Origin of the sequence: Shimia sp. NS0008-38b (genome assembly GCF_040370365.1) — a bacterium.
In the GTDB taxonomy this organism is placed as follows: domain Bacteria; phylum Pseudomonadota; class Alphaproteobacteria; order Rhodobacterales; family Rhodobacteraceae; genus Shimia.
The window spans coordinates 673,225-694,762 of sequence record NZ_BAABWQ010000001.1 but is presented as its reverse complement, the minus strand read 5'-3'; the positions used below and the strand labels follow the sequence as shown (position 1 = coordinate 694,762).

Annotated in this window: 21 protein-coding genes and 1 tRNA gene; 9 read left to right on the top strand and 13 right to left on the bottom strand. The window is 53.9% G+C overall.

Going from position 1 to position 21,538, the window contains the following annotated elements:
- Positions 1 to 149: 149 nt before the first annotated feature.
- From ABWV47_RS03380 to ABWV47_RS03370, 3 genes are all read right to left on the bottom strand, one after another.
- Positions 150 to 2,774: a prolipoprotein diacylglyceryl transferase gene (locus ABWV47_RS03380; RefSeq protein WP_353308433.1), complete on the bottom strand. Its 2,625-nt coding sequence runs from the start codon at positions 2,772 to 2,774 to the stop codon at positions 150 to 152.
- 207 nt (positions 2,775 to 2,981) lie between these two features.
- A complete protein-coding gene (locus ABWV47_RS03375) occupies positions 2,982 to 4,274 on the bottom strand; it encodes an O-acetylhomoserine aminocarboxypropyltransferase/cysteine synthase family protein (RefSeq protein WP_353308432.1) in 1,293 nt (430 codons plus the stop codon).
- 172 nt (positions 4,275 to 4,446) lie between these two features.
- Positions 4,447 to 5,451, bottom strand: a complete 1,005-nt coding sequence (locus ABWV47_RS03370) for a GT-B fold glycosyltransferase domain-containing protein (protein ID WP_353308431.1) — start codon at positions 5,449 to 5,451, stop codon at positions 4,447 to 4,449.
- Positions 5,452 to 5,555: 104 nt separating this feature from the next.
- On the opposite strand from ABWV47_RS03370, the gene ABWV47_RS03365 reads away from it, so the two are divergent.
- A complete protein-coding gene (locus ABWV47_RS03365; RefSeq protein ID WP_353308430.1) occupies positions 5,556 to 6,014 on the top strand; it encodes a hypothetical protein in 459 nt (152 codons plus the stop codon).
- On the opposite strand, the gene ABWV47_RS03360 is transcribed toward ABWV47_RS03365, so the two are convergent.
- Complete coding sequence (locus tag ABWV47_RS03360; protein ID WP_353308429.1) at positions 6,003 to 6,683, bottom strand: TetR/AcrR family transcriptional regulator; 681 nt, start codon at positions 6,681 to 6,683, stop codon at positions 6,003 to 6,005. The genes ABWV47_RS03365 and ABWV47_RS03360 overlap by 12 nt on opposite strands.
- Before the next feature lie 63 nt (positions 6,684 to 6,746).
- Here ABWV47_RS03360 and ABWV47_RS03355 point away from each other — a divergent pair, with 63 nt between their 5' ends.
- The 4 genes from ABWV47_RS03355 to ABWV47_RS03340 are packed head-to-tail and all read left to right on the top strand — an operon-like array spanning position 6,747 to position 10,685.
- Complete coding sequence (locus ABWV47_RS03355; protein WP_353308428.1) at positions 6,747 to 8,063, top strand: flavin-containing monooxygenase; 1,317 nt, start codon at positions 6,747 to 6,749, stop codon at positions 8,061 to 8,063.
- Positions 8,063 to 8,971, top strand: a complete 909-nt coding sequence (locus ABWV47_RS03350; RefSeq protein WP_353308427.1) for a bile acid:sodium symporter family protein — start codon at positions 8,063 to 8,065, stop codon at positions 8,969 to 8,971. The genes ABWV47_RS03355 and ABWV47_RS03350 overlap by 1 nt, the downstream gene beginning before the upstream one ends.
- Positions 8,968 to 9,906: an SDR family oxidoreductase gene (locus tag ABWV47_RS03345; RefSeq protein WP_353308426.1), complete on the top strand. Its 939-nt coding sequence runs from the start codon at positions 8,968 to 8,970 to the stop codon at positions 9,904 to 9,906. Before ABWV47_RS03350 ends, ABWV47_RS03345 begins: the two co-directional genes overlap by 4 nt.
- The gene (locus ABWV47_RS03340) at positions 9,903 to 10,685 is read left to right on the top strand and encodes an SDR family NAD(P)-dependent oxidoreductase (RefSeq protein WP_353308425.1); all 783 of its coding nucleotides are present in this window, start codon (positions 9,903 to 9,905) and stop codon (positions 10,683 to 10,685) included. The genes ABWV47_RS03345 and ABWV47_RS03340 overlap by 4 nt, the downstream gene beginning before the upstream one ends.
- Before the next feature lie 132 nt (positions 10,686 to 10,817).
- Here the strand turns inward: ABWV47_RS03340 and ABWV47_RS03335 are convergent, their stop codons facing one another.
- Positions 10,818 to 11,630 (bottom strand): TlpA family protein disulfide reductase, encoded by an 813-nt coding sequence (locus ABWV47_RS03335; RefSeq protein ID WP_353308424.1) that lies wholly within the window; start codon positions 11,628 to 11,630, stop codon positions 10,818 to 10,820.
- A 24-nt stretch (positions 11,631 to 11,654) separates the two neighbouring features.
- Complete coding sequence (locus ABWV47_RS03330) at positions 11,655 to 12,212, bottom strand: carboxymuconolactone decarboxylase family protein (protein WP_353308423.1); 558 nt, start codon at positions 12,210 to 12,212, stop codon at positions 11,655 to 11,657.
- A gap of 122 nt (positions 12,213 to 12,334) precedes the next feature.
- Between ABWV47_RS03330 and ABWV47_RS03325 the strand changes: the two genes are divergently transcribed.
- Positions 12,335 to 13,165 carry a LysR family transcriptional regulator gene (locus tag ABWV47_RS03325; protein WP_353308422.1) on the top strand — a complete coding sequence of 277 codons (831 nt, stop codon included), beginning with the start codon at positions 12,335 to 12,337 and terminating at the stop codon, positions 13,163 to 13,165.
- A 155-nt stretch (positions 13,166 to 13,320) separates the two neighbouring features.
- Here ABWV47_RS03325 and ABWV47_RS03320 read toward each other — a convergent pair.
- Positions 13,321 to 13,404 (bottom strand) — tRNA-Tyr (locus ABWV47_RS03320).
- Positions 13,405 to 13,542: 138 nt separating this feature from the next.
- On the opposite strand from ABWV47_RS03320, the gene rlmB reads away from it, so the two are divergent.
- The 3 genes from rlmB (at position 13,543) to ABWV47_RS03305 (ending at position 15,489) form a co-directional block, all read left to right on the top strand.
- The gene (rlmB, locus tag ABWV47_RS03315) at positions 13,543 to 14,334 is read left to right on the top strand and encodes a 23S rRNA (guanosine(2251)-2'-O)-methyltransferase RlmB (protein ID WP_353308421.1); all 792 of its coding nucleotides are present in this window, start codon (positions 13,543 to 13,545) and stop codon (positions 14,332 to 14,334) included.
- A gap of 114 nt (positions 14,335 to 14,448) precedes the next feature.
- Positions 14,449 to 14,793 (top strand): hypothetical protein, encoded by a 345-nt coding sequence (locus tag ABWV47_RS03310; protein ID WP_353309570.1) that lies wholly within the window; start codon positions 14,449 to 14,451, stop codon positions 14,791 to 14,793.
- 228 nt (positions 14,794 to 15,021) lie between these two features.
- The gene (locus tag ABWV47_RS03305) at positions 15,022 to 15,489 is read left to right on the top strand and encodes a CoA-binding protein (RefSeq protein ID WP_353308420.1); all 468 of its coding nucleotides are present in this window, start codon (positions 15,022 to 15,024) and stop codon (positions 15,487 to 15,489) included.
- Here the strand turns inward: ABWV47_RS03305 and ABWV47_RS03300 are convergent.
- The 6 genes from ABWV47_RS03300 to ABWV47_RS03275 form a co-directional block, all read right to left on the bottom strand.
- The gene (locus ABWV47_RS03300; protein ID WP_353308419.1) at positions 15,486 to 16,961 is read right to left on the bottom strand and encodes an ATP-binding protein; all 1,476 of its coding nucleotides are present in this window, start codon (positions 16,959 to 16,961) and stop codon (positions 15,486 to 15,488) included. The two genes, ABWV47_RS03305 and ABWV47_RS03300, sit on opposite strands and share 4 nt — an antisense overlap.
- A gap of 475 nt (positions 16,962 to 17,436) precedes the next feature.
- Complete coding sequence (locus ABWV47_RS03295) at positions 17,437 to 18,912, bottom strand: ATP-binding protein (protein WP_353308418.1); 1,476 nt, start codon at positions 18,910 to 18,912, stop codon at positions 17,437 to 17,439.
- Positions 18,913 to 19,268: 356 nt separating this feature from the next.
- On the bottom strand, positions 19,269 to 19,817 hold the full coding sequence (locus ABWV47_RS03290) for a hypothetical protein (protein WP_353308417.1): 549 nt from the start codon (positions 19,815 to 19,817) through the stop codon (positions 19,269 to 19,271).
- A 67-nt stretch (positions 19,818 to 19,884) separates the two neighbouring features.
- Complete coding sequence (locus ABWV47_RS03285) at positions 19,885 to 20,202, bottom strand: phosphoribosyl-ATP diphosphatase (RefSeq protein ID WP_353308416.1); 318 nt, start codon at positions 20,200 to 20,202, stop codon at positions 19,885 to 19,887.
- Positions 20,199 to 20,960, bottom strand: a complete 762-nt coding sequence (gene hisF / locus ABWV47_RS03280; RefSeq protein WP_353308415.1) for an imidazole glycerol phosphate synthase subunit HisF — start codon at positions 20,958 to 20,960, stop codon at positions 20,199 to 20,201. The genes ABWV47_RS03285 and hisF overlap by 4 nt, the downstream gene beginning before the upstream one ends.
- Before the next feature lie 89 nt (positions 20,961 to 21,049).
- A complete protein-coding gene (locus ABWV47_RS03275; protein ID WP_353308414.1) occupies positions 21,050 to 21,520 on the bottom strand; it encodes a DUF2867 domain-containing protein in 471 nt (156 codons plus the stop codon).
- Positions 21,521 to 21,538 lie beyond the last annotated feature (18 nt).

The window sequence follows — 21,538 nt, the reverse complement described above, 5'->3', positions numbered from 1 at the left end:
AAACATGTCCACCATAGCAGAAAGCGATCATTTTTTCAAAAATGGCCGCTGTGCGCTGATCAATATTCCACGTGGATTACTGGGAGTCGCTTATAAGAAACTGACTGATGCTGGCGCTTGCCAAACGGGCAGAACAACCGCCCGCCGGTCTAGGGCATTTGCAGAGTAACATTGCGCCCGGCTTTGACGTAGCGCAGCTCGTCTTCATCGATAGCGGCCACTTTTCCACCGTCGATGCGATCACCCACTTGGACCTTTTTGTACCGTCCACTTGATAAGCGCACCAGTGCGCGACGGTTTGCCGAGGTCCCATAAACCCCGATCAAAGCAGTCTTTCTGAGATTGATGGCGTTTTTGATTGTGGCTTGTCGGGCAACTGAGGCTGTCGTCGGAATGTCCGGAGTGATCGCAGCTGCCGTTGGGACAGCTTCGACCTGAGGCGTTTCGTTTGGAAGGGCCCGGCTTGCCAATTGGGCAATGTTTGATGGCTTTGGGCGTGGCCGCAACGATGTCTTGACCGCATATTGGGTTGGGGCAGTGTCGCTGCGCTCTGCTTGTTGCTGGCTTTCAGGACGTAACCGTGGCCGGACTTGCCCAAGCTCGGCGCGGGTGCGCCCTCCAAGTGTCGCACGCTCGTTTTGTTCCACTAGATCACCGGGGCGCAGCTTTGGACGCAGCGCGGCAAGCCTAGATGTTTCTTCAGGACTGCGCGTCTCCTGTCCCACGATGATCCGTTTTGGATAGGCCGCAGGCACGACAGCTGGGCGGCCTGCAAATACCAATATTCCTTCAGGCGTCAACGCGCCATCAGGGGTGGCCACAACCAAGCCGCGCTCGTTCAGGTCAAATGCGGTGTCTGCTGCGACAGGGTTCACCTGTGCACGCGGTGGCACGTCGGTGGCCAAATCGGTGACTTCAGGCAAGGCAACGGCGTCAAAACCTATCGTGTCACGATCCACGGAGGCAATGTAGATGTCGTCACTTGTGCCCGTTTGCAACTCTAAAGGCTGTGTGGGCGCCTGCTGCCAGATCCCGGTCACCGCGTAGTGAGCCTCAGCGTCCGCCGGAACCACGACATCATCTGCTGCCTCGTCCAGCATCATTTCGATTTCAGCGCTATCAGTGATGTCCTCCGTCGCCAGAGGTTCAAGTATGGCTGTTTGTAAGTCTGGCTGCTCTCCCGGGGTAATTCCGTCAGGCCGTGAGACAACCAACGGGGCATCTTGTATCCCGGCGGGAACGGTTTCGGTCAGGTCTTCGGCGCGCCCGCCAAGCTCTTCCGTTGCGGTTAGTTCTGGCGGTTGTGGTGAAAGTGGGACCAAGCCATCATCTTGGACATCGGACTGCGCAACAGACTGGTCGTCAGTTTGCGAAATCACAACTTGGGGGTCTTCTGCGACTTCAACTTCAGTAACGGTCGAAGGTGTTTGTGCCTGTTCTGATCCGCTTGGGGAGGAAAACAGGCCTGATATTCCATCTTCAACAACAAGAGACGCCCAAAGCGCAACGCCGCCCAAGAAAGCCAACAATACGGCGGTCAGTATCAACCCAAGATAGCGCGGTTTGCCGCGCACTTCGGTTGGACGTTTGCCAAACAAAGTGAGGTTTTGGCGTTCGCTTTCTTTGGCCGCTTGTTTTTGTGCTCTGCGTCCAAGAGGTTTTGGATCTTTTTTCGCGGCTCGTGGAGCTGGGCCCGCAACCATGGTCTTGCTGCGCGCGCTGGAAAACGTGGCGGTATCACCGGGAGCGTCTGCTTGCGTCCTGTCATCCGTTGCATTTTCGACTGGGTCATCAGTGGAGCGCTCCGCCGTCAGCCCGGCCACCGCTTTGGCAGGGTCAAAGCGCAGGGCAGGGGTATCTGACATTTCGGCTTGGGCGGGGATACTCGGTGCGTTTGTGCCGCTGGTATGTCGCGTGACCCCGCTCAATTCCGGGGCCGCACTTGTGTCTGATGCTTTTTGCGCCCGGATAGAGGCAAATGCAGCAGGGGCCTCTGTCGCGGTCTGCACAGCCTCGTCAATCGTTTGTGTGACGGCAGGTTCTGTATCCGGAACAGCTTCTGGCTCTGGCTGCGATTTCGAAGGCTGTGCTGCGTTTTCCTCGTTGACGCTGGTATCTGCTGCGGGTGCTTCCACCTCAAGGAGCGATGCCGCTGCGGGGATATCTTGAGCCTCTGGCTCTTGTGCGGTGTCTTCAAGTTCCGGCTTGTCTGTGTTCTCGGACGCCGTTGCTGATGGGAGCGGGCCTTCGCCGATCACTTCAATCACCTGCGGATCGGGCGAAACTGTCTGTCCGGCAGCTTGTGTCGTCCCAAAGTCAGGCGCTTTGGAAAACTGGTTTGCGGGCGGAATCGCGGTGAACAACACGGGCTGAAATGCATGTTCCATGGCAAAGGCTTCGGCCTCCGCCAAAGTTTCGCGCGCAACCGCCGCCACTTGTGGGCGCGTTTCGTCTATCGTCAGGTCAAAAATCAGTTGATCGGCTTTATAAGGCGTTGCGGCCTCCAAAGCCTCGGTTGCCTGTGCGCGGCGTTGGTCTTCGTTCATCTGCCCGCTTGGCAGGTCCAGATATTTGATCTGTTCATTTGGTAGAACAAGTATCGTCTCAAAATTCTCGCCGGCAATCTCGACTGCCTGCGCGCGCAATGCCGCCAAAGAAGCAGACAAATCCTCGTCATCCAGAGCAACTTCGCCCAACAAATGCCAGCCGCCCGGCACGCGAGACAAAAGGCTTATGCCTTCGAAGGACAGAGTAAGCGCAAGATCCGGAGTCATGGAACAGCCCTAGCATGGAGATAAATTGGAAGCCCGCGCTCCCTAAGAGTTGCTGAATTTATAGCAAGTTATCGCCGAAGTGGAAGGAAAACACGTGTGATTTCCTTCCACTCTCTTAAGTTTGAGCGTCTTGCTGCGCATGCGGACAAAAAGTGCCCCAACCTCATGTGATGGGGCACCAATTGTGATGCGTCTGGCGACCTGATGTCAGCCGTGAGCCTTCTTCAAGGCTTGATCCAGATCCGCGATCAAATCAGCGTTGTTTTCGATCCCAATTGAAATACGGACCACATTGGGCCCCGCCCCGGCCGCTTCTTGCTGCTCCGGCGTCAATTGACGGTGCGTGGTAGAAGCGGAGTGGATAACAAGACTGCGAGCATCGCCGAGATTTGCCACATGGGAGAAGATTTCCAAGCTGTCGACGAACTTCACACAGGCGTCATATCCGCCTTTCAGCGCCACGGTGAACAACCCGCCTGCGCCCTTTGGGCACGTCCGCTCTACGCGATCATAGTAAGGCGAGGAGGGCAGACCGGCGTACGTGACATAGTCCACCAGTTCATGGCCTTCCAGCCAACCCGCCACAGCCTTGGCATTTTCCACATGCCGCTCCATGCGCAAGCTTAGGGTCTCAATACCCATCAAAGTGTAATGTGCCGCCTGTGGGTTCATTGTCATGCCCAGATCGCGCAGACCGATGGCAATGCCGTGAAAGGTGAAGGCCAGCGGTCCAAATGTCTCGTGAAAGCGCAAACCATGATACGCTGGTTCAGGCGCGCTCAACGAAGGAAATTTGTCAGATGCGGACCAGTCAAACTTGCCACTGTCCACCACACAGCCGCCGGTTACAGTGCCGTTGCCTGTCAGATATTTTGTGGTGGAATGCACCACCAGCGTGGCGCCCAGACTGATCGGGTTGCACAGATATGGTGTGGCTGAGGTGTTGTCGACAATCAGCGGCACGCCCGCAGTATCCGCCACTTTGGCTATCGCCTCAATGTCGGTGATATAGCCGCCCGGATTGGCAATGCTCTCACAGAACACCGCACGGGTGTTGTCGTCAATGGCCGCCGCCACTGCATCCAAATCGTCGGTGTCCACAAAGGTCGCCGACCAGCCAAAGCGTTTGATGGTCTGACTGAATTGAGTGATCGTGCCGCCATATAGACGGGACGAGGCCACGATATTGCATCCGGGTTGCATCAGGGGGAATAGCGCCATGATCTGCGCTGCATGCCCTGAGGAGCAGCACACGGCTCCCACGCCGCCTTCCAGGGTTGCAATACGTTCCTGCAGCACTGCCACGGTGGGGTTGGTCAGGCGGGAGTAGATGTAGCCTACTTCCTGAAGGTTGAACAAAGCCGCCGCATGTTCTGCATCACGAAACACGTAAGCTGTGGTCTGGTAAATCGGCGTCTGTCGTGCGCCAGTTGCCGGATCTGGACGTGCACCTGCGTGAATTTGCAGCGTATCAAAACCGTATGTGGAACCTTCGGTCATCTTATTCCTCCCTGAAATTGTTGGACGCAAGTGTTAGGCTCAGCATTGCACCTACGCAACCAAAGTTGCGAAACAATCCGTGCAAGTGTGCAATTTTTTCCCAGAGAGTTTTGGCCGGCACAAAGTGCCCCTGCATGAAATCAGAGGCAGCGCAGGTTTCAAAAATCAGAGTCTAGCGCAGCCAATAGCCGTTTTTCTTCAGCATATTACGGATCGCTTGTTCTCGACGTGGCAAGTGATCACGATCAAAAAGGGCCCGTGCTTTTTGCCCCCTGTTCTGAAAAATCATGCGCTTAAATGGATCGTATTGCTTGAGCACCTTTTTGATCCGGTTTGGCGCTGCCACCTCTTCAAGCGTTTCAACAACATTGTCGGCCTCACGGGCATACAGCAGAGGTAGGAGGCGATAGTGGCAACTTACTGATCCATCCAACATCCCTGAGGGGAGTGAGCCGCGACCGCCGCCAAGCCCATGAATGACCAAAGGCAGTGCCACCTGATCCAACCAAGGTGAGAGAGACTGACAGGCCAACTCTTCTGGCGGATCGTTGTGGATGCTTTTGGCATACTCCAGAAACCGCTCCCCAAAGAGCTTTGGGCATTTGTAGTAGAAGAAGCCCGCGTTGAAGTAGAGGTAACGCCGCCAATACTCATCAGGCTGGCTGAGATCCAATGAACTGTCAAAGTCGAGACCAAACCGGTCGTACAGTGATTTCCAAATGCCGCTGTAGCCCGGTCCATAGAGTGGAGGCTCAGGCCATGTTCCCTCTACGCGCAGCGAAGCAGAAGGACGTTCAAAGTCAAACGGGACAGTGCTCAACTCATCCATAATCAGTGTGTCTGTGTCAAAAAACACAAACGGTTCACCTGCGGGCAGGGCAGACAGCAACTCAATTTTGTTGCCAAAAGGATAGCTTTGTCCAAACACATGATTTTCGAAGGGCAAAATTTTGGCGTCCAGAGACGTCAGCAGGTTGCGCACCTCAGGATTGCCCATCCGGGCATCTTGCTCCCACAGAGGCCCGGGCTGCGGTTCTGCAACAAACACTTTGCCTTTAAATTGGGGTGATTTGGCGCGCAATGAGGCGACGAACAAAACCGCTTCGTACTGCAGACGCCCATTTTGCCCCACCACAACGACATTGAATTTCTGAGGTTTGCGCGCTGTGCTTGCCATGTTTCCCGTTGCTCTGTTCGTGTGTTGGCCTGACTATACGTCTCACTTGTCCCTAGCAAAAGTGGACAATTGAGATTTTGAAAAATTGATATGAGGAGGGACCTATGCCACGTAAACGTGTACAGTTAGTCGGATGTTTTGCCGCTTTTTTGGCCACCGCAGGCGTTATTTGTGCTGAAGAAAATAGAGTGGCTGAGGATCAGACCCCCACTGGGAAATTTCTTACCGCGACAGAAGTACGTCCAATCTTAGAAGCAACGCAGGCAAATTGGATCGGTGTGCGCGAATTCGATGGACGGGATTTGGTTTATTTTACGCATTTGGTGTCATGGCGCTGCGGCCTCTACGAGGTTCGCTATCAAATCAATGGTGGCCCAGAGCAGCTGTTCCCAATCTCTGAATGTCCGCCCGATATTGTCAGTGCCATGGCCATCCCCGAAGATGCGCAGGTGTTCATCACAGAAGCGCTCGGCTCTGTTGAAACTGTGGATGTTACCGTGCTCTACGATGATCTTGGCACTGCGTCTGCGACGTTTGCCCGTGCCGAGGTTCTAATGCCCTAAGTCTGCTTTCTGAGCGGCACAACCGTCAATACCTGATGCGCAAAAAGCCACCAGTTCATCCAATCGATGGGACGTTTCGATGCGGCCATCCCCGAGGGCCGTCATGCGCCATTGAGATGTCAAAAGGGCCAGCATTGCCGCGATAGAGTAGATGAAACCCGATGCAACGGCGGCGCGGGCGTGTGTGGGATAATGTGCGGCAATTCTATCCACAAAAACTTGCGCTGTGGGATCAAAGCACACCGCAGCCAAATCTTCCCATCGCGGATCAGCGGACACGTAGGCCACAAGCCGGGCATAGGCGAGCCACTGCGCTCCTCCATGGTCAGCGCGCTCCAAAAGTGGGGCGATGAAGCAGCGCAACAGCTCTGGTACGGAACTGTTGCCTTTTGCGTCCTGAGTGGACAACGCTTCTTGTCGTGCGGTGCTTAAGTCTTCTGCTCGTCGCGCGACTACTCGCCAAAACAAAGCTTCTTTTCCACCTCCATGGTGGTTGACCAAGGCCACCGGAACCTCGGCTTCAGAGGCGATGCTGCGAATCGAAGCGCCATCATATCCGTTACGTGCAAACTCTTGTTCCGCCGCGTCCATGATGCGCTCACGCGTTTGCAAAGCTCTCTGAGAGGACGCCCTTTGCCTTTGTTTTTCTTCTAGAAATTCATGTTTCATAAAAACAGCTTGCTTTATTTTTAACGAGTGTTCAATTTAAAACCTCATTGGGAGGGGACGAAAATGACGGAAACACGCGATACTTTCGCCTTGATTGGGGCGGGGCCTATGGGGTTGGCCATGGCCAAGCTGCTCAAAGAGCAGGGTATCGCCTTTGAGGGCTTCGAAGCGCACAGCGATGTTGGCGGGCTTTGGGATATCGAAGCTCCAAACTCCACGATGTATGAAAGCGCCCATTTGATTTCGTCTAAGTCGATGACTGAATTTACCGACTTTCCTATGGACGAAACGGTTGCCGATTATCCCTCACATCGCGAGATGGTGACGTATTTTCGGTCCTTTGCGGACCATTTTGAACTGCGTCGGCATTTTCGGTTCAAGTCCGAGGTGCAAAGTGTGACGCCCTTGGGGAATGATGGTGAGGGGTGGCGCGTTGTGTGGCGCGCGGGCGCAGAGACCCATGAGGCGGTCTATGCTGGCGTGCTGATCGCCAATGGCACCTTGAGCGAGCCAAACATGCCACGTTTCCCGGGCAACTTCGAGGGGGAGTTGCTGCATGCCAGCGCTTATCGCCACCCGGAGCAATTTTCCGGTAAGCGTGTTCTTATCGTTGGGGCTGGCAATTCGGGATGCGACATCGCAGTGGACGCAGTTCACCATGCGGTGTCTTGTGATTTGTCGATGCGGCGCGGGTACTATTTCGTACCAAAATATGTATTTGGTCGCCCCGCTGACACTCTGGGTGGGGCATTTAAGTTGCCGATGTGGCTCAAACGCAAAGTGGATGGCTTGATCCTAAGCTGGTTTGTTGGTGATCCCCAAAAATATGGCTTCCCAAAACCTGACTACAAACTCTACGAAAGTCATCCGGTGGTGAACTCTTTGGTGCTGTATCATGCGGGGCATGGGGACCTGATCATTCGCGCGGACATCGCAGATATTGAGGAGAAAACCGTTTCTTTCACGGATGGCACCGCGGCGGAATATGATATGATCCTCGCCGCCACCGGGTACAAGTTGCACTATCCGTTTATCGACAAAACTCTGTTGAATTGGCGCCAAGACGCGCCGCATCTCTACTTGAACGCGATGCACCCTGAGCGCAACGATCTGTTTGTGTTGGGTATGGTGGAGGCCACCGGGCTGGGATGGCAGGGGCGCCACGAGCAAGCTGAAATGGTGGCGCGCTACATTCGTGGCTGTCGACTTCAGAGTGCCGCAGCGGCCAAACTTCAGCGGGTGAAAGTGGAAAGGTTTGAACGCGCCACTGGTGGAATGACGTACCTCGATTTGCCGCGCATGGCATATTATGTGGACAAAGATACGTATCGTGGGGCGATAAAGCGCTGGATCAAAGCGCTAAAAGCGGAGCAATCCTAATGACACCTACCGGCTTAGACGCGGTGGCGTTGAATTTCAGCGCGTCCTCGCTGACTGCGCTCAACGCTGTCTTGGCGGTTGTGATGTTTTCCATTGCCATCGACTTAAAGCCTGCCGACTTCAGGCAGATTTTGCACACTCCGCGTGCTCTGGTCACGGGATTGGCCTCTCAGTTCATTTTACTCCCAATGCTCACATTTGTGTTGGTTGTCGTCGCTGAGCCCCAACCATCCATAGCGCTTGGCCTCATACTGGTGGCGGCCTGTCCTGGAGGCAATATCTCCAACTACATCAGCCACCGCGCAGGTGGAAATACCGCATTGTCCGTGTCTTTAACGGCCTGCGCCACCGTCGGTGCAATACTTCTTACGCCACTCAATGTCGCGGTGTGGGGTGGTTTGTATCAACCGACGCGCCACATTTTGCAGGCCACCGAAATCGATCCGCTTTCGGTGGCGATCACCGTTGGTTTGATGCTGGTCTTGCCTTTGTGTTTGGGCATCACCCTAAATACCATGCGTCCTGAAATCTCGGCGCGCATTCGCCGCCCGCTGCAGGGTTTGGCAATGGTGATTTTTGTTGCGTTCATCGCATTGGCATTGGCCGCAAATTGGACCTATTTTTTGCAATTTGCGGGAACAGTGGCGCTCTTGGTTTTGGTGCACAATGCCCTTGCTCTGGCAGGCGGCTATGGCTTGGCCACGTTTGCTGGCGTGTCCGCGTTTGACCGTCGTGCGATCACCATTGAAACAGGAATCCAGAACTCAGGCCTCGGTCTGGTCCTGATCTTTGCGTTTTTTGATGGGCTGGGGGGCATGGCGGTTGTGGCTGCGTTTTGGGGGATTTGGCATGCGATTACGGGCCTTGGTTTGGCCGCTTTGATGAACAGAACGAAAGCAAAAAGATGACATGCATATTGGTCACGGGCGCGGCAGGCATGGTGGGTCGCGCCTTTATGAAGGCAATGGCGGACACCGAACACCAATTGATTGCATGTGACGTGACACCGCCTTCAGAACTTCCAGATAATGCCCAGTTTTGTCCCATGGACGTCACAACCGATGCGCCGCTGCGGGTGGTTGCACGCTACCAACCCGACGTAATTGTGCATTTGGCCTCTGTGGTCACACCACCTTTGGGCAGCGATCGTGACTTTGCCTATCGAGTGGATGTCTTGGGCACCCAAAACGTGGTCAAAGCCGCACTTGCCGCAGGTACCAAACGTTTGATTGTCACGTCTTCTGGTGCGGCATACGGGTATCACGCCGACAATTCTGTGCCGCTCTCTGAGAGCGACCCGCTTCGGGGCAACGAAGAATTTGCCTACGCTCATCACAAGCGTTTGGTGGAAGAGTTCTTAGCGGAAGTGCGCGTCAATGCACCCCAGTTGGAGCAAGTTGTGCTTCGGGTTGGGACCGTCTTGGGCAAAGGCACCAAAAACCAAATCACAAATTTGTTTCTCAAACCACGCCTCTTGGCGGTGACGGGGAGCAACAGTCCTTTTGTGTTTATCTGCACGCGTGATCTTGCCCGCATTTTGTGCCGGGCTGCGACGAACGGTCCAACTGGAATTTTTAATGTCGCCGCCGATGACGCGATGGATGTACAAGACTTGGCCGGTGTCTTGAACAAACCGATCCTACGATTGCCGGCGTGGCTTCTGCGTATGGCGCTGCGCATTGCGAAACCGCTTGGGCTCACCCAATACGGGCCAGAGCAAGTGCGCTTCCTGCAATATCGCCCCGTGTTGAGCAACGCGGCACTCAAGCAGGAATTTGGCTATTCCCCGCAGAAGTCGAGCCGCGCGGTGTTCGAATGTTGGCACCAAAGTGTGCAGCAATGAGTGTTGCCTCAGATCGCCGAGCGCCTAGAACAGCTGTGATCTCCGGCGGGGCCGGGGGGCTGGGCACGGCGTTGTCTCAGCATCTTCAAAGGTTAGGCTGGCGGGTGGTTGTGTTGGACCGTGATCTGCGAGGTCTGCAACGCAGTGACATGCAGATCCCGATCACGTGTGATCTGACCGACGCCACAGCGCTTGCTGGTGTGTGCGCGCAAGTTGTGGCGGAGAGTCCAAGCATTGATCTGGTGATTTACAACGCGGGTCTCACATCCGTTTGCGCGGTACCAGAGTTGACCGATACTGCGCATCGCCATCTATTCGAAGTCAATTATTTCGCGGCGACCGCTATGGCGCAGGCGTTCCTTGCCCCGCTGCGGGCCAGCCAGGGCACCCACCTTGCGGTGACATCGGTGGCTGGGTTTGCACCACTGCGACAGCGTGCGGCCTATGCGGCTTCCAAACATGCAATGACCGGTTTCTTTGGCTCACTGCGCGCAGAGGAGGCGCCTCATGGGGTGGATGTATGCATTGCAGCGCCGTCTTTTGTGGCAACCAACCCGGATGGCAAGGCCGATCATCAGGGACTGTCCCCACCGGGCGCGGCGAAAGATGCGATCGATGCCATGTCAGCTGAGCAGGCCGCTGCGGTGATCCTGCGTGGGTTTGAGTGCAAAAGAGCCTTTATTCCGGTTGGGCGGGTTGCGAAACTTTCGTCAATGGTGATGCGGCTATCGCCAGCCTTCTACCAGTGGCTCATGGCCCGCGTCGTTTCAGCGAGCTAACCACGGTGTTTGTATCTCTGCGCCTGTGACAAAGTCTGGCACTCATGGAATTGCCCAGATGGTTCTAAGTGATGGGCAAGGCAGATCGCCTGCCCATCTTTCGCATTTTTTCCACTCACTGACCGCGTTCAGTCAGGCCCAAATCGCATAGATTGCGAGCGAGAGCAGTAATAACACGACCGCAGCGCCTCTTTGATTTTCCGGCAAAAAAAAGAATAGCTTTGAAAGGCGGCCCATAAGCGCAAAAGGTGGAACTGCACGCCATACATCTCGCTCAACTTTCCCGCCTCCGTCGCGGACCACACTCGGCAAAAAGCCAATTGCATTCAGAAGGGGGCGCACGAGCCGGCGGCTTTTGGTGCGGGGTAAGCGATCCCTGCGAGCCGCAGCGTCCAGAGCAGGAGCAAGGTTGACTGCATCATTGGCCCAGTGGGCACGGAACAAGATGGTTCCATCTGGTGCCAATATGTAGGCCGAATTTGGTTTTGGCCCCATTGCCCGATGAAATGTGCCGTCGATGTCATCCAGCGCAACTTCAAAATGCGGTCCCATAAACGCGCCCAGAGCGCGCGCGTGGCGCCGTTTTTCATCAAGTGTTTTGGGTTGAGGTATCTTGTCCCCGGGATGCGCCTCGCGGGTGCTGATGAGCACGAACCGCACTTTGCTGCCAAATTGCTTGTGCAGGTTTCGCAAAGGCTTGCGCGCGCTAACCGTAACTGGGCATGTGCGTGATCCAAAAACCAGTAGCACCGGTGCGCCTCCTAGTTCTTCGCTGCGAAGCCTATCACCGCCAACAAGCTCCAGATCAAACTTTGGCACTGTTTGACCGGGAGCTGGATCGCTGCTCTTGTAGTGGAGGTCCTCAATGATCAGGCCGGTGGTAAATGTGTCATAAGTATAAGTTTCGCGGGACGAACCCGATGTTGAAGAGGCAGAAACTAGCATGGATGTGTGCTCCTAATTCTAAATTTACTGAGAGGCGCGCCAAATATTCTCGGAGCCGAACTCTGGGTTTGGCGGGGTGTGTGCCAGACGGTTTGTGAAATTCGTCATGACCTTTGCGGCAATGCCAAGGATCACTTCAAGCGCCTGTTGCCTTGAAAACCCTGCCTCTCGGAATGCTTGGAGCTGGTCATCTGAAATGGCACCCCGACTGTCGACCATTGCATAAGTAAACGTCGCCAACGCATCCAGCCGGGTATTGCCAGTGAGTGCGCCCGTGCGCAGCGCTTCAATTAGGGGCGGAGAGAGTTTGGCAATTTGAGCGCGCCAACTGTGCGCCGACATGCAGAAGTCACAGGCGTGATACCGACTTACGGTCATCAAAACCACCAATCGTTCGGTCGTTGTAAGGCTTGTAGTTTCAAATGCTTCGTCCAGCATTCGGTAGGTCTTGAGGACGACAGGTGCCTCAGCTTGCTTGGCGTACATTGTGGGAATAAAGCCGAGCCGGCTTTGTACATCTTTAAGAATGGTGCGCGCGGCCTGCGGGGCCGTTTGAGGTGTGTGCAGTGGGAATTCAGACAACTTGGATCTCCTCTCTGTTATCGGGTCCGGCTTGACACCTATGAGGCATGATTGAACAATCAACTTCCAAAATATGGCTTCAGTTGTGCAAAAATGTTCACTCGATCAAAAAGGATACTCCCATGAAGACACCCGGCGACCTTTTGTTGCTTGAAGAACTGGCGCACCGGGGCACGTTTTCCGGCTGTGCTCAATCGATGAACATGTCCCACACAACCGTGGCGCGGAAAGTGCGGCAATTGGAGGCTCACTTTGGCACGCGTTTGATTGAGCGCGTGGCAGACAAAGTGGTGATGACTGCTGAAGGAGAAGCTGCCGTTGCCAGCGCTGTTTCCATCCGCAATGAACTTCGCGACCTTGATCGACGCATAGAGGGTCGAGACGGCGGGCTGTTTGGCCATATCACGTTGGCAACAGTTGATATCTTAGCTGTGCACTACATGCACAACCTTGCGGCGTTCTCGGCGAAGTACCCTGAAATCAATCTAACGGTGAATGCAGAACCAGCGGTGCGAAGCCTGTCTCGCCGCGAAGCCGAAGTGGCGCTTCGGCTAACCAACGAACCCGAACCTTATCTTTTTGGAAAACGTATCGGCCGATTTGACTTTTGTCGATTCACTGCCAAGGGAACAAGTGCGTCTGGCTCAGATGGGAATGCGTGTTGGTTAGATTATTCTGGGCTTGACTGCGCAAACCGCGCGTCCGACTGGATGGAACGACATCTCCCCGATATTGAAGCTCGCTCCTATTTCAGCAGTCCTTTGATGATGATGCACGCTATAGAATCTGGTTTGGGTGACGGTCTTCTGCCCAAGCAAGTTGCCCAATCCAATATGGCCATCAAACGGATTGGCGACGAGGTGGCCTTTTCTTTGGACGTATGGCTTTTGGCGCCAAAAGAGTTGCGCCACACGGCGCGCGTGCGCGCGTTGATTGCCAGTCTCACGATCTGACAACATTTTGCGGCGATAAAACCAGCCCTCGCGTTCAAAGAATTCGCTTCAAAAACTGCGACACGCCCACATTGTAACCCATTGAAACTAAAGGGGTCGAAACATTGCGGTACGCAGTGCAAATTCAATGGTGTTCTTGGTTTTTGCGAGGAAAGTGGTGGGCGACCCTGGAATCGAACCAGGCGTGCGTCTCCGCGAGGGAGTTACAGTCCCCTGCCACACCTTGCGGCCTGTCGCCCACTTTCCTGAAGCCAACTGGCTTCGGTGTGAGGGGGTGATTACTGCGCCGGGCCAAGGGCGTCAACCAGAAAATACCTTGCACAGCCCGCTTCTTTTGCCCATTGGTAAAACCTCTTTATTTCGAAGGTGTCAGGGCAATGAAGAAACCCAAATGGGTCGTGCAAAAAGAACAGACCAAACGCAAAGAGGCAGCAGAAACCGTCTGGTTGTTTGGCCTTCATGCAGTGCGCGACGCATTGGCGAATCCCAAACGGGAAAAGCTGCGTCTGATCGTCACCAAAAATGCGTCAGATAAACTGGCGGATGCCATTGCCGAGTCTGGAATGCAGCCTGAAATGGTTGATCCACGGAAGTTTAATGCGCCGATTGATCCACAATCCGTGCATCAAGGCGCTGCGCTGGAGGTCAAACCGCTCAATTGGGGCAAGTTGACCGATGTGGCCATTGCAGATGATGACCGCCCTCAGCGTTTGATCCTGCTGGATCGTGTGACCGACCCCCATAACGTCGGCGCAATTCTGCGCTCCGCTGAAGTCTTTGGGGCCTTGGCAGTGATTGGCACCCGCCACCATTCCGCGCCGGAAACCGGGGCTTTGGCCAAAACTGCCAGTGGTGCGCTTGAACGCCAACCATACCTGCGCGAGCGCAATCTTGCGGACACCATCACAGCGTTGCAGAGCATTGGCTACATTGTGTTGGGGCTTGATGGGGAAGCGGACACGACAATCGAGGTCGCGCTGTCAGACAAGCGTGATGCGCCGGTGGCGTTGGTCTTGGGGGCCGAAGGGCCGGGGCTCCGTCAGAAGACCAAAGAAACGGTCGATCAGCTGGTGAAAATCAATTTTGCCGGGGCGTTTGGGTCTTTGAACGTTTCCAACGCAGCTGCAGTCGCCCTCTATGCGTCCTTGCCACAAAGTGAGAGTGCCTAAGTGTCGCCGTTGCCCATCTGACTTTGCGTCGAAAAATTTTCGGCGTGAGGCTCAAACAACAGGTGGGTAATACTTAGGTGGAAGCAAGAACCAGAATACCTGAGGGAGGCTTTCATCGGACACTCGACCAAAATTGCAACCTGTTGTTACTGCGGCACCCGTGCAGCCTTGGTATTGCGTGGCGATTTGCGCCACGAGCTTGCCTGTAGCAATTGTGGCGCGCCCTTGCACAATCTGAAAGTTATGCCCGCGCTTGGGCCGGGGGCCGCACCTGCACATTTTTCCCATCCCATTCAGCGCAAAAAAACCAAGGCGCAATCTAAATCTAAACGTGCTGCGCATAGCCATTGGGAAGATCACAAAGCCCGCCGTTCCAAGACTTCTCGTAAGAAACGTACGAGCCGCGTCAAAGACTGGGTCGAAGACGTCTTTGATGTTATCGAAGATATTTTTGATTGAGCGGGTTTTTGCCCAAAAGATTAACCTTTCGTTCATGGGAATCTAGCACGCTCTTTACATCCAATTCTGCGAACATACGTAGTGATTATAGGCACATGGATTACGGAGCTTCCGTGTGCCCCTTCACTGTCCCTCGTTCCGTACTTGCGCCCAAGTTTTCTTGGGCGCTTTTTTTTGGCGAGCGTTCGCAGAACTTGCATCCCAACGGAAGACGCGTAGCGTGTGGTCATGACCTATTCTGATGCATTCTTGCGCGATGTTCTAAAGCGCACCAAATCAGTGGCTGTGGTCGGGGTCTCAATGAATCCCGTACGCCCAAGCTATTACGTCGCACGATATCTGTCTCTAAAGGGCTACAAAATCGTCCCGGTGAATCCGGGCCATGCTGGAAAATCGCTGTTTGGGGCAACTGTCGTCTCAGATCTCACCGAAATCACGGAACCTGTGGACATGGTGGATATTTTTCGTCGCTCTGATGCTGTGCCGGCCATTGTCGAGCAAGCGCTGGATGTGTTGCCCAATCTCAGAACCGTCTGGATGCAAATCGGCGTGCAGCATTCTGAGGCGGCTGCAAATGCCGAAGCACACGGGGTGGATGTCATCCAAAATCGGTGTCCTAAGATAGAGTATCAACGTCTTTTTGGGGAGCTGCGCATGGGCGGGTTTGCGACTGGTGTGATCTCGTCCAAGCTCTAGGCTGCAGGCTTGCTGGCTTTCTTATTTCCCTGCAGGGCCGACATGATCTTTATGAGTTCATCTTTGCGGAAGGGTTTGCCAAGACAGGCGTTCATACCCGCTTTCAAATAGGAATTCGTCTGCTCGGGTTGGATATTGGCCGTCAGGGCAACGATGGGGACATGGCGGTTTGGGCCCGGTTGGGCACGCAGGATTTCCGTTGCTGTTACTCCGTCCATTTCCGGCAGTTGAATGTCCATCAAAACAATGTCGTATGCTTCTCGGGCGCATAGGAGCAGGGCAGGGAGCCCATCCTCCACCACATCAAAGGTGACGTTCATGCTTTGAAGGAACCGCTGAATGATCATTTGATTGGTGCGATTGTCTTCCACAACCAAGGCCCGCATCCCACCAAAGTCCATATGCCCTTGTGAGGTGGCTTCGACAGGGGCGGTCGCATTCACAGGCGCGCCTTCAACCAGAGGAATCGTAAACCAGAAGGTGCTGCCCAGCAAAGGCCGGCTTTCAACACCTATGTCGCCCTCCATCAGTTCAACCAGTTCCTTGCTGATAGCCAAGCCCAAACCCGTGCCGCCAAAGTGGCGGTTGGTGGATGAACTGGCCTGTTCAAATTTTTTGAAGACACGCTTCTGCGCCTCCTGCGTCATCCCGATGCCTTTATCGCGTACCGAGATTTTGAGGTTATCTCCGTCACGCTCCATACGACAAATGATTTCGCCTCTCGAAGAGAATTTGATCGCGTTGCCGACAAAATTTGTCAAAATCTGATTTATACGGGTCGGGTCAGCACAAATTTGTTTTGGAAGTGCCGGGTCAAGTTCCGTTTTGAGGGCCAGACCCTTTGCGTGCGCTGCCGCTTCCTGAGACTGCTTTAGTGTCTCCAATATTTGCTGACAGTTGGTTGAAATACGTTCGAGTGTCACGCCGTTGGCCGCGATCTTGGAGTAATCCAACACATCATTGATCAAGCGCATCAGACTGCGCCCAGACGCACGACCGGTTTCGACCAGATATTTTTGATCTTTGGTCAAGTCAGTTTCGTCCAAAAGTTGCAGAATGCCACTGATCCCGTTGAGGGGCGTGCGGATTTCGTGGCTCATTTTGGCAAGAAACTCAGATTTTTCCTTTGTTGCCCGCTGTGCTTCGTTGCGCAACTCTATCAGACGGCGCTCTTTTCGCAGGACTTCGCGGTAAAACAAGGTAACTCCGGCCATCAAAGTACAAGACGACATACTAACGGCGACCGCGGCACCAAATGGGAAAGATGCCAACGCCACCGACAGGCCAACGAGCAGGGCAGATACCACAGCTGTCATGACCCATCCTGTAAATGACCCCAACAACACCATTGTCAAAATCGGCACCCCAAGAAAGAAGATCTCCTGTCGCATCAGGTGACTGCTATCGAGCGCCAACATGACGCTTTTGTAGATCAGGAAGACCCCGATAAGCGAGAAGGAAGCCAGTTTCATGTTCTTTGTCAGATGCCAAACCGAGGGGGCGCCAGCAAAAGAAAAGACGCAAAGTGCAACAAAGGCCCAGAAGCGAAACGGTAAGTCAGGTGAAACGATGTAGAGGTGAAAGATGTGAAATAGCGAAGACAGCAACACGATTCCAGAGAAGGCGCACAACAAACGTGCACGCGCGTCTCGGAAACCGTCGCCTTCGCCCGCCGGCCAGAAATATTGGCTTAGGAACAAGAACGCTTTGCTTTTTACTAAGTGAGCCATAAATCCACTCGAGTTTCTATTAGTCCTGAATGCGGATAAAATAGTTAACGAGATATAAACTTTCGAAAACTGAGGCACACGCCCTTAAAATTTCGACGCATTTATGTGCAGATTCACCTTTGAAGGGGGCGTCGCACAGTCATGGGTTGTGTATCTAGCGTTCAGATACTCGTCACCACAAAACCTCAGAGCGGCCTTCCATAGTTTCAAACACCCCTTAGGCTGCTGGCTCTTTCAACAAGGTCTTTGGGATGAGAGACCTTATGACCTCCTCCATTTGGTCCTTACGAAATGGTTTTGCCAGACATGCGGTCATTCCGGCGTCCAAATACGTGCTGGTTTGCTCTTCGAAGATATTGGCGGATAGGGCGACAATGGGTGTGTGTTGGTTTGGTCCAGAGCAGGAGCGCAACGCTCTTGTGGTATCGTCGCCGTTGAGTTTGGGCAACTGGATGTCCATAAATATAAGGTCGAACCTTCTAAGTGCGCAGACCTGCAGCGCTGGGTATCCGTCACCAACAATTTCCACTTCGATGTGCATGCTCTCCAAAAAACGGCGTGCAATCAACTGATTGGTGCGGTTGTCTTCGACGACCAGTATATGTAGGCCATCAAAGCGGGGCCGGGGGTGTTCGACTGTGCCGACAGATGCTGTTTGTTGTCCTGTGGCACATTCAATCAAGGGCAGCGTGAACCAAAATGTGCTTCCTTGATTTGGGACGCTATTGACGCCGATTTCACCGCCCATTAGCTCGACAAGTTCCTTACAAATTGCCAGTCCGAGACCAGTGCCGCCAAATTCACGGGTAATGGAGGGGCTCGCCTGTTCAAATTTTTTGAAAATACGTTTCTGCGCTTCTTGAGTAAGTCCAATTCCCTGATCTGAAACGGAAAACCGAACAAAGCCGTCCAGTTTTTCTGTTCTGAGTGCAATGGTTCCAATCTGCGAAAATTTGATCGCATTTCCGACCAAATTGGTGAGAATTTGGGTGACTCGCGTGCTATCAACTTCAATCCAGTCGGGAAGGTTGAGATCGCAACTTACATCCAAATCAAGGGCCTTGGCCGCCGCGTGCGTTTCCAATGCTTGACACACCGGATCTAGAAGTTTGCGGCTTTCGACCGCCATCACCTCAACCGTGACGCCTTTGGCTGAAATTTTTGAATAGTCGAGCACGTCATTGATCAAACTCATCAAAGCATAGCTCGATGCGCGCCCTGTGTTGACCAAATGCCTTTGATCTACGGTCAGATCAGACTCGTTTAACAGCTGAAGAACGCCACTGACCCCATTGAGCGGGGTGCGTATCTCGTGGCTCATCTTGGCAACAAACTCAGATTTCTCTTTTGTGGCTTGTTCTGCTGTGTCCCGTAATCCAATGAGCTCACGCTCTTTCCTCAGGACTTCATTGTAAAAGATGGTCAAACCGATGGTCAAAGCGGTGGAAGCTAAGATGGCGGTGATCGCTTCTCCCATCGGAAAAGCATGTCCAAGATAGGACAGCGACAGAATATTGACGACAACAGCAGTATTTGTGAACACTCCCGCTTTGGTTCCAATGAGGAGCAGCGCCAATACAGGCGCGCCAAGCAAGAGGACCTCCTGACGCAGCAAATGACTTTGATTGAGCATAATCAAGACGTTTTGGTAGACAACAAACATGCCCACGAGCACACAAGTCGCCAATGCCATGTTCTGGGTGCGATGGAGGATGCCCGGAGCGCTCAAAAAGGTGATGAAGCATATCCCACAAAATACCCAAAATATCGCAGGTTGGGGTGGGGCAGCCAAATAAAGATGGAAACTGTGAATTCCCGCGACGGCGGCAACAAGGCCTGAGAAAAAACAGATGAGGCGTGCACGCGCGCTTTTGAAACCGACTTCAAGTCCGGCCGCTGGCCAGAAGTAGGCCATTAGATTTGAAAAAACGCTATGTTGCGTCATTGTCTTATCCCCAGCAGTCTCGAAATACATAGCAAAACGCTATGGTATTAGGTGCAAAGGAATAGGCTTTAAGTTGTCTTTTTTGTGTCCGGATCGCGCAAAAATTACATTTTTTTGGCTTCTTTGTAGGCAAAAACCTTGCTGCGCTCTTCCCAATTGTAACGCACGTCCTGTTCGATGGGGGCCCAATACAGGTGCCCGCCATACCTCCAAGGGTCCAGCACGATACCTTCTGATATGGGCTGTCCCTTTGCTGAAAGTATCACTGTGCTGTGCTCAATTCGAATGTTGTCATGGTTTGCAATCGCCCGATGCAGGGTGAGCGTTTGTAAGCTTTCCTGCCGGAGCCGGGTCTCAAGATCATCCGCCCAATGCCAACACAGTCCGCGTGGACGGCTGCCTCTGTTGACTTTCGCGTTGTGAACCAAGGCGGGGTCGGTGACATTGTACTCTGCGCGTAACTGCATGGAGTAGCTATAGGAAATTTGTGCTACGCGTGCGGCTTCTTCAGCGCTGACGGAGGCATCCAGATCTTGTATTTCCTGCGTCAACCCAGCCACGTCCGGTGTCAAAGCCTCGTCAGGAACGGCGCCACAGCTGGCAAGGAACACCGCAGAAATCAAACCCAGTGTTGCGAGGAAGATGCGTGTCATTTTGGCCGCCCAAAGCAAAAGTTAAGGGGACTATAGACACGGTTTCCGCTATTAAAAAGCAAGGTTTTCAGTCTGCTGGCCGGGCGGCTTTCTCTGAGAGGCCACTGACGCCTTGGCGACGGTCCAACTCATTGAGAACATCTTCTAGTGCCACATTGCGCGCTTGCAGCATCACCAGCAAATGAAACAGCACGTCGGCGGCCTCATAGGTCAGTTTTTCGCGATCACCTTTGACCGCTTCGATCACCGCCTCAATGGCCTCTTCTCCAAATTTTTCGGCACATTTTTCCGGTCCCTTGGCCAGAAGTTTTGCTGTCCAGCTGCTTTCGGGGTCTGCTTTTGCACGCGCCGCAATGGTTTTGGCAACTTCGTTTAGAACGCTCATGTCAGCCTCATAGGAATGCCAGCATTGTGCATAAACCGTTTGGCTTCTTGCACAGTGTATTCGCCAAAGTGAAATATTGAGGCTGCCAACACAGCGCTTGCGCCGCCTTTGGTCACACCTTCAACAAGGTGGTCTAAGGTCCCCACACCACCTGAAGCAATTACGGGGACGTTTACGGCGTCCGATATCGCCTTTGTCAGCGGAAGGTTGAAACCCGCTTTGGTGCCGTCGCGATCCATCGACGTCAGCAAAATTTCCCCCGCACCCTTAGACACCACCAGCTTAGCAAATTCGACCGCATCGATACCGGTGGGTTTGCGGCCGCCGTGGGTGAATATTTCCCACTTTCCTGGGCTCAAGGTTTTGGCATCAATGGCGCAGACAATGCATTGGCTGCCAAACTGCTCAGCCGCTTCAGCAATCACGTCAGGATTGGCAACCGCTGCGGAGTTAAAGCTCACTTTGTCTGCCCCGGCGAGCAAAAGCTTACGCACATCAGCTGAGGTGCGCACTCCGCCACCAACGGTCAACGGCACAAAGCACTGCTCCGCAGTGCGCTGCACCATATCCATCATCACCCCCCGGTTTTCATGGGTTGCATGAATGTCCAGAAAGCAGATCTCGTCCGCTCCGGCAGTATCATAGGCGCGCGCGGCCTTCACCGGGTCTCCCGCGTCGCGCAGGCCCACGAAATTCACACCTTTGACCACACGGCCATCAGCAACATCCAAACAAGGAATGATACGGGTTTTCAACATGTCGAAGCTTTCTCAAAGCGTTGTGCCCCTCCTTAGCGTGGGGCGGCGCGGTGCGCAATCTTGTGAGATGGTGCGGGGCGCAGACCGCTTTAGGCGTTCAGGTGACCAACGCGCTTCAACGCGTCTTTTGAGATCAGAACGTGAAACGGCATAATGGTTGCCAAATACATGCGTCCCAATAGATTGTTTCGATGCACCCAGGTGGCAAGGTATACATGGCCGTCTTGGCGCATCACCGAAACCCTGAAATTTAGGTGCCGATCGTTAAAGCCAGCAATGAGCTCCTCGTCGGTCTCACTTTCTACCGGGAAAAACCCAACTTTATCCCCTTCAGGTGCGCTCCCGTCTTTGAGGCCAAATGGGAAAACCACCACATTGCGCAACATCACCAGTAGACGCGCCCATGCCGGAAACGCGGTAATCACTTCCGCCGCCTCACGCACCGGAAGATGGCTTTTCACACGGTAGCAATCGACAAAATCATCGGGGCGCAACCGTGATTGCAGCAGGCTGTTTTTGGGAAGCTCAACAGCAGTAACTTGAGAGAGAGAGAAGGTCATCGCGACACTCCTTTGGTC